Origin of the sequence: Mesorhizobium sp. M7A.F.Ca.US.014.04.1.1, from assembly GCF_003998745.1 — a bacterium.
Taxonomy (GTDB): Bacteria; Pseudomonadota; Alphaproteobacteria; order Rhizobiales; family Rhizobiaceae; genus Mesorhizobium; species Mesorhizobium ciceri.
Genome location: NZ_RZRW01000002.1, coordinates 36,854 through 43,503, shown reverse-complemented (window position 1 = coordinate 43,503; position 6,650 = coordinate 36,854). Strand labels below are relative to the sequence as shown.

Here is a 6,650-nt window from a genome sequence, read left to right as displayed (position 1 = left end):
CTCCAAGCGGTCAAGCCACGGACGCGAATGTCATCCGATAAAGGGTCGCGGCGTCATAGATGGGCAGTCCTGTCCTACGACGGATTGCTGACGTCACCATCGGGAACAATGTACATTCAAATAGGAGGGCGGCAATCCCCGGATGTGCGGCGCCAAGTCGCGCGACACAGGCTGCAACCTCCGACTCCATTTCAACAACACCAGCCGGCCACGCGTCACCTTCAATGCCGCCGATGACTACTCTTGCCTCTGCGGATGAATCTATGCCCAGCAGCTCTTTGCCGCAGTGTCTTGAGTCTGCGGCCACAACGGCGAGCTTTGCGTCAGCTGGAAGCTGCCGGAGTAGCGTGGGCGCCAGTAGCAGGCTCGACATGGCCACCGGGACTTCGACAGACGCGGCCACTGCAGCCTGGTACCGGATACTGAACCCGCAGTCCCCGGTTATCGCGACTGCTCCGCGCTCGACCAACCGCCTGGCAGCTGCAATGTAGGCCGGCTCGAGAGAAGCATCACCGGGAATGACCCTCTCCTCCAAAGCCCCGGCCGCGGTCTCTATTATAATTGGGAAGTCGAAAGTTGCCGGGTTGAAGACCGACTCCGGTTGCGGTGGCGGAAATTCACGAGGCGGAAGTCCGATCTCCAGCCCAATAATTCCGAGGGCCCTTTGTTGAGTTGTCACGGAAGCATCCTTCTTCTGGAAGCAGCTAAGATGGTGATTTCGGCAGCAAATGCCCATCACCTGCGCGATACAGGTTCTCTCTGAATGCACGAATTTAACAGCGTCGAAACGGCTGTTTCAGAGAAACATGCCTTTCCAGGCGCAGTAAGTCGGCATTGTTTTGGTGCATTCGCATGAAAGCCGTAAAAACTGGGAAACCGCAGAACGCTTGTGCGACCCTCCCCGGGCCTGTAGGATACCGGGTTTGCGTCCGCCGTCAGACAATCGTGTTAGGGCACTTTCCAGAGCCCAGATGCCCTGAATGGCAGATTGAACGCACATCAGATCTTCAAGCTCGCAACTGCCGAACGGGCAGCGCTATTTACCTAACTCGACCAATCTGGGGCTTGGACCGGACGATCCTAGTTATGCAGTCCTGAATGAACTGGGGCAGTAACCTCGACATCAACCCGGCCCTGAAAAACCGCGCGTAGGTTCGTCGCAGGGCAGCCTGCTCCGAACGGACCAGTTCCTGCCCGGAAGCCACCCACGGGATAACTCAACTAGCGGCACAACCCGCAACTCACCTCGTCTCCAGCACCGCATTGAGAAACTGCTGCGTTCGCTCGTTTTGCGGATTGCCTAAAAGCTGGCTGGGCGGGCCTTGCTCGACAATCTTACCGCCAGAAAAGAAGCACACGCGATCGGAGAACTCCTTGGCAAAGCCCATCTGGTGCGTGACCATCAGCATTGTGAGGTCATGTTCGGCGCTGAGCTTGCGGATGACGTTGAGCACCTCTCCAACCAGTTCCGGGTCAAGCGCTGATGTCACCTCGTCAAACAGCATCACCTTGGGCCGCATGGCCAACGCCCGAGCGATCGCCACGCGTTGCTTCTGGCCCCCGGAAAGCTGGATCGGGAAATGGTTCTTCTTGTCGCCGAGGCCCACCAAGTCGAGCAGCTCTGCCGCTCGGGCCTCCGCCTCCTTCTTCGAGAGCCCAAGGACGGAGATCGGCGCCTCCATGCAGTTCTGCAGAGCAGTCATATGCGGGAACAGGTTAAAGTGCTGGAACACCATACCGATCTTGGCACGCACGCGACGGAGATGACGCTCGCTCGCCGGCACTATTTGGCCGTTCTTCTGCGTATGCGTCAACGGTTCACCGTCGACCCATATCACCCCCCCGTTGATGTGCTCAAGCGTCATCAGCATGCGCAGAACGGTGGTCTTGCCCGAGCCGGACGGACCAATGATGGACACCTTCTCGTTGCGTGCGATCTCGAGATTGAGTTCGTCCAGCACCGTCAACGCGCCGTAGCGCTTTGTGACGTTCTCGAAGCGAACTATGGGTTCGTTCATGACTTTTTCGCTGCGCCTGATATCGAGGTCAAGCTCGTCCCGCCTGGCTGATGCCCTAGGGCGCTTCGTGAGATCGTCCTCGAAGCGAAGCACAAATTCGCTCATAGTATAAGGCCTCCCTATTGCAGATGGTAGCGGCGGTTGAGCCAGACGCGGACCGACTGCACGATAGCGGAAGCAACCAAGCTGAACACGTAGTAGAAGAAGCCGCACATAGTGATCGCTTCTATGTATCGATAGTTATTGCCCCCGAAATTTTTCGCCTGCTGCAGCATCTCGAAGATCGAGATTGCCGCCAGGACCGGCGTGTCCTTGAACATGCCGATGAAGTAATTGCCCAGAGCTGGCACCATGGGCGGGATCGCCTGCGGCAGAATGATTGTTCGCCAGGTCCGCGTTCGCGAAAGGTTTAGTGCCGTACAGGCCTCCCACTGGCCGCCATCCACATTCTCGATGCCGCCGCGGAAGACTTCGGAACAATAGGCTGCATAGTGGATCCCCAGCACGCCAACTCCCGCCGTCCAGGCAGGAATGAAGATTCCGATCTGCGGACCAACGAAATAGACAAAGAACAACTGCAGCAGCAAGGGCGTTGAACGGATAAACTCCACGATCTCCGCCATGGTGGTCGAGACGTAGCGGTTTGGCGACTGGCGAATCATCGCGAAGACAAGACCCAATATCAGCGCGATCGCAAACCCGAGCAGCGTAGCCTCAATGGTGACGATCGCTCCCTGATAGAGATATGGGAAAGCCTCCCATACGTAAGACCAATCCCAGATCTTCAAGCCACCTGCTCCCGAACGAAACCGCGCGAGACGCGGCGTTCCAGCCAGCGCACGAAAGGAGTGATGAGGGCGCGCGCGATGATGTAATAACCGAATAGTGCAACCGCAAAGAACAGCATATAATCGCCAGTTGCGTCGGCCGCCTGCTTGGCGGCGCTAGTAAATTCGGGAATGGTGATGAAGAAGACGAGCGAGCTACCCTTAAGCACATCGATGAGCATGTTACCCCAGGTCGGCAGCATGGCGCGCATTGCCTGTGGGAGGATAATACGCCGCATCATGGTGAGCCGCGAAAAATTGAGCGCTGTAGATGCCTCATACTGGCCCCTATCAACGGCCTGAATGGCGGCGCGGACATACTCGGCTGCGTAGCCAGAGGCATTCATTCCGATCCCCAAAATTCCGACAGTCCACGGCGACAGGAAAATACCGAAAATCGGCAATACAAAGAACCACCAGTAGAGCTGAACCAGCATGGACGTCCCGCGGAAGAATTCGATGTAGGCGATACTGAACCAGCGCAACTGCCGACGGGGAGAGACTCGGGTCAGGCCCACGAAAAGCCCAAGGACGATCGCTACGACGCAGGCGCCAAGAGTGACGATGACCGTAGTCATGACGCCCTTGGTGAGCACGGCAAAGATAAAGCTGAGATCGACCTTACTCATATGCCCTCCCCACTGACCGCCTACCGGCCAAGGGCCGGGGAGCGGTCAGACGCATAGCTTCAGCCCTTGCAAAGATCAGCGGTCTTGCTGCCATCCGGGAGATCGCGTTTGGTGTAACCATATTTGCCGACCGCGGCCATCATTTCGTCAGAGCCAATATAGTCTTTCAACACAGCATTGAACGCGTCTACCGCAGCCTGTTCGCTGAGCGGGAAGGCTATGGCGGGATGTTCATTCGGTCCCGGCGGGGTATACGGGTCAGCCACCTCAATGCTGGGATCCTGCTCGGCAAGAGTCGTCGCGTTCAGACTATAGAGCGAGCCGGCAGCGGCGCGGCCGGCCTTTACAGCCTGTACGACCTCGGGCGGTCCGGCGACCTGCATAACCTTGTCGTCAGGGAAACCTAATTTCTTCGCCTGCTCGACTGCGGTGGTACCCGTCATGATGGCCAGGGTAAGCCCCTTCTTCTGAGCGTCATGGAGGGAATGCAGCGCTTCCGGATTGCCCTTCGGCACGATCATCGAATCATTGCTCGATGCGATCGGTTCGCTGAACAGGACGTTGCGGCACCGCTCCGGCTTAATCCACATGCCGCCCGTGATGATGTCAAAGCGACCAGCCTGGAGGCCCGGGACAAGGGAACCCCAATCGGTTACGACCGGCTCGATTTTGGTCGTTCCCATCTTTCTCAGAACGTCCAGTGTCATCACATTGACCAGGCCAAGCGGCTCGTTGTTCGCACCAGGATAGGCACTGGGAGGCTCATTGGTGAAGCCAAGACGGATCGTTTCTCCGTTCTTAATCTTATCGAGCAGCGACTCCGCCGAGGCCGAACCGGCAAAGGACGAGATTGTCATCGCCGCCAGGCCGAGCGCGGCAATCCTCTTCAAGATTGCAGCCTTAAAGCATTCGTCGAGTTTCCACTTGACCACTGGTTAGTCCTCCGTTTTCGCATCGCCGATGGTCTCCCGATATGCCTCGGGAAAAGACCATTGCATCATTTGTTGAGCTTGTAGTCCGGCGGTTCCCATCATCGTGTGAGCTGCAGGGTCCCCACTTAGGTATAGATTCCTCCAGTCGATCCTTTGCTACGCCACTTGTGCATGCTTCGTGAGCGTAGCAGCGCAGCTGTGGTGCTTTGTGCGAGAAATGCAAGTTATTCGCAGAAATTCGGTGATTTTTGGGTGCATACGCACATTTCCGTCATCCCCGTGGTTCGTTGGAAGTGAACAATCGCGAGCTGTGGTATGGCCAACTGAGGCACACCACGTCTTGCATGACTCCTGCCCTGCCCGGTTGGATGGGCGCCACCGCCTGGGCTATGCCCTTGTTGCCATGGCAGGGCACAAGTTCGTCGTATGCGACACGCCGCTGAGAGATTCGCCTCGGAGACGCTGGCCCGAGCATTGTTCCCGTCACAGTTGATCATTCGTGCCATTGACGGATGAGTCTGTTCACGGCTTCGCTCCGGATCAACCTGGACGGAATCGCCGGCATTATTGAGCAGATGGAAATCTGAATTCCTGATCAGCTTCGCCAGGTTGATCCCTTGCTCCGGCGTCGCGGTAGGGTCGTTCTTGGACCAGATGATCAACGTCTGGGCCTGAAGCTGATCAAGGTAGGGGAAGATATACTTCTGCTGCAGCAGTGGATAACGATGCAGGTTTGTCTCGTCTTCCGGCAATCTCTGCCAGATCTCCCATTGTCCCCGAGCCGCGGCCCGCCGATAGGCTTCTCGCTCGGCGCATTCCACATCCTGCCCGTGGGCGCGGCAGCTTTTCCGCCGTGCGGTGATGTATTCCTCTTCGCTCGGCATCGGGCCGGAACAGCCGTAAGCCTGCCGGCAGGCCTCCAGCCAAGCTTCGTCACGGTCATCTCCGAACGCCGGCGACACGGAGTTAGCGGTCAGCAGGACAAGCTTAGAAACAAGATCGGGACGCACGATCGCGACCCGCGCGTCGACGAATGATCCTTCTGAATGGCCGACTAGCGTGATCTGCTTCAAACCCAGTTGTTGGAGGAAGCTAATTACATGATTCACACGACCGAGCCGGTTAATGTATTTGCAGTCAGCAGGATAATCCGTTCCCCCAAAATGGAGTTGATCAATCGCTACTACCGTAAATTGATCGGATAGCCCGTTCAGCTGCCGAACAAAGGAACTCTTAGCCTCTGCACGGAAGCCCGCCCCCTGCAGGAAAACAATCGGCCTACCAGCTCCGTTCTCGCAGTACGATGTCTCGACACCATCAACCGATACGCGATGCTTGGTGATCATCGGTTCCTCGGCAAAAGGAGGGGCATCAGGTCGGCATTGCGACATGCGAGATGGACTGCCATTGCTCACTCCTGAGCGTAGCAGCCTCACATGCCACGTTGCCGAACTATCTCGTCTGAATACCGGAAATCGGCACCCCGGAGCCTCGCGTCTTGTCACTTTGCTCTGTCGTCGCCCAGCCACTGCGGCCGGGAGCCTTTTAGGTGCATGGGTGGCATTCCCCGCAAGATTTCAACCCTTGCACAGGTCGCCGGTCTTGGTGCCGTCCGGCAGATTGATTTTGGTGTAGCCGTATTTTGACCGACTGCATCATTTGGTCGGAGCCGATATAAGTATTCAATACCTCGTTGAAGGCATCGACCGCCTGCTGATTGGGCAGGAAGGCGAGACTTGGGTAGCCGGCCTTCCCAGCCGGCGGGGTGAACGGATCTGCCATTTCAACGCTGTCGACCTTGTCAGCGAGCTCCTTACCGTGAAGTAGTTTAGCGACCCCGCCGCCGCGCGGCCGACCTTCACTGCCTGCAAGAATTCGGCCTGGCCGGCGACCTGCATGACACGATCCTCCGGAATGCCCGCGTCTTTGGCGGTCGTGACCGTGTCGGAACCGGCGGTGGTGACCAGCGTTAGGCCCTTATCACGAATATCGTCAAAGGAGTGCTGGTCTTTTGGGATTGCCATTCGGCATGAGCAGGGCTTCGGTGAACTTAGCAAGCGGCTCGGTGAACACCACATTGCGGCAGCGCTCCGGCAGAATGTACATGCCGCCTGGCCTAGCTCCGTCTGCCGTCTCTCAAGGTTGTGTCGGCCAATTTCTCAGCCACCATAATCGTCGGAATGTTTGTGTTCGCCCGAGGGCAAAATGGCATGACGGAAGCGTCGGCGATCCTCAAACCCAAAA

General features: G+C 57.4%; 7 protein-coding genes. All 7 read right to left on the bottom strand.

Annotated features, from left to right (window positions below; genetic code table 11):
- Positions 1-10 precede the first annotated feature (10 nt).
- The 7 genes from EOA22_RS38015 to EOA22_RS00380 all read right to left on the bottom strand — a co-directional run bounded on the left by EOA22_RS38015 (position 11) and on the right by EOA22_RS00380 (position 6,642).
- A complete protein-coding gene (locus EOA22_RS38015) occupies positions 11-679 on the bottom strand; it encodes a hypothetical protein (RefSeq protein ID WP_176477193.1) in 669 nt (222 codons plus the stop codon).
- Positions 680-1,241: 562 nt separating this feature from the next.
- Positions 1,242-2,018 (bottom strand): ectoine/hydroxyectoine ABC transporter ATP-binding protein EhuA, encoded by a 777-nt coding sequence (ehuA, locus tag EOA22_RS00410; protein ID WP_063170381.1) that lies wholly within the window; start codon positions 2,016-2,018, stop codon positions 1,242-1,244.
- A 119-nt stretch (positions 2,019-2,137) separates the two neighbouring features.
- Positions 2,138-2,806, bottom strand: coding sequence for an ectoine/hydroxyectoine ABC transporter permease subunit EhuD (gene ehuD, locus EOA22_RS00405; protein ID WP_063169345.1), 669 nt, complete (start codon positions 2,804-2,806; stop codon positions 2,138-2,140).
- On the bottom strand, positions 2,803-3,474 hold the full coding sequence (gene ehuC / locus EOA22_RS00400) for an ectoine/hydroxyectoine ABC transporter permease subunit EhuC (RefSeq protein WP_063169346.1): 672 nt from the start codon (positions 3,472-3,474) through the stop codon (positions 2,803-2,805). The genes ehuD and ehuC overlap by 4 nt, the downstream gene beginning before the upstream one ends.
- 59 nt (positions 3,475-3,533) lie before the next feature.
- Complete coding sequence (gene ehuB / locus EOA22_RS00395; RefSeq protein WP_082826582.1) at positions 3,534-4,406, bottom strand: ectoine/hydroxyectoine ABC transporter substrate-binding protein EhuB; 873 nt, start codon at positions 4,404-4,406, stop codon at positions 3,534-3,536.
- A 224-nt stretch (positions 4,407-4,630) separates the two neighbouring features.
- Complete coding sequence (locus EOA22_RS00390; protein ID WP_063169347.1) at positions 4,631-5,752, bottom strand: alpha/beta hydrolase; 1,122 nt, start codon at positions 5,750-5,752, stop codon at positions 4,631-4,633.
- A gap of 770 nt (positions 5,753-6,522) precedes the next feature.
- On the bottom strand, positions 6,523-6,642 hold the full coding sequence (locus tag EOA22_RS00380) for a GMC oxidoreductase (RefSeq protein ID WP_281034207.1): 120 nt from the start codon (positions 6,640-6,642) through the stop codon (positions 6,523-6,525).
- Between the last annotated feature and the right edge of the window lie 8 nt (positions 6,643-6,650).

Bases quoted from the DNA above. Each gene is read 5' to 3' on its own strand.
- ehuA (WP_063170381.1), bottom strand. From the start codon at position 2,018: ATGAACGAACCCATAGTTCGCTTCGAGAACGTCACAAAGCGCTACGGC.
- ehuC (WP_063169346.1), bottom strand. From the start codon at position 3,474: ATGAGTAAGGTCGATCTCAGCTTTATCTTTGCCGTGCTCACCAAGGGC.
- EOA22_RS00390 (WP_063169347.1), bottom strand. From the start codon at position 5,752: ATGATCACCAAGCATCGCGTATCGGTTGATGGTGTCGAGACATCGTAC.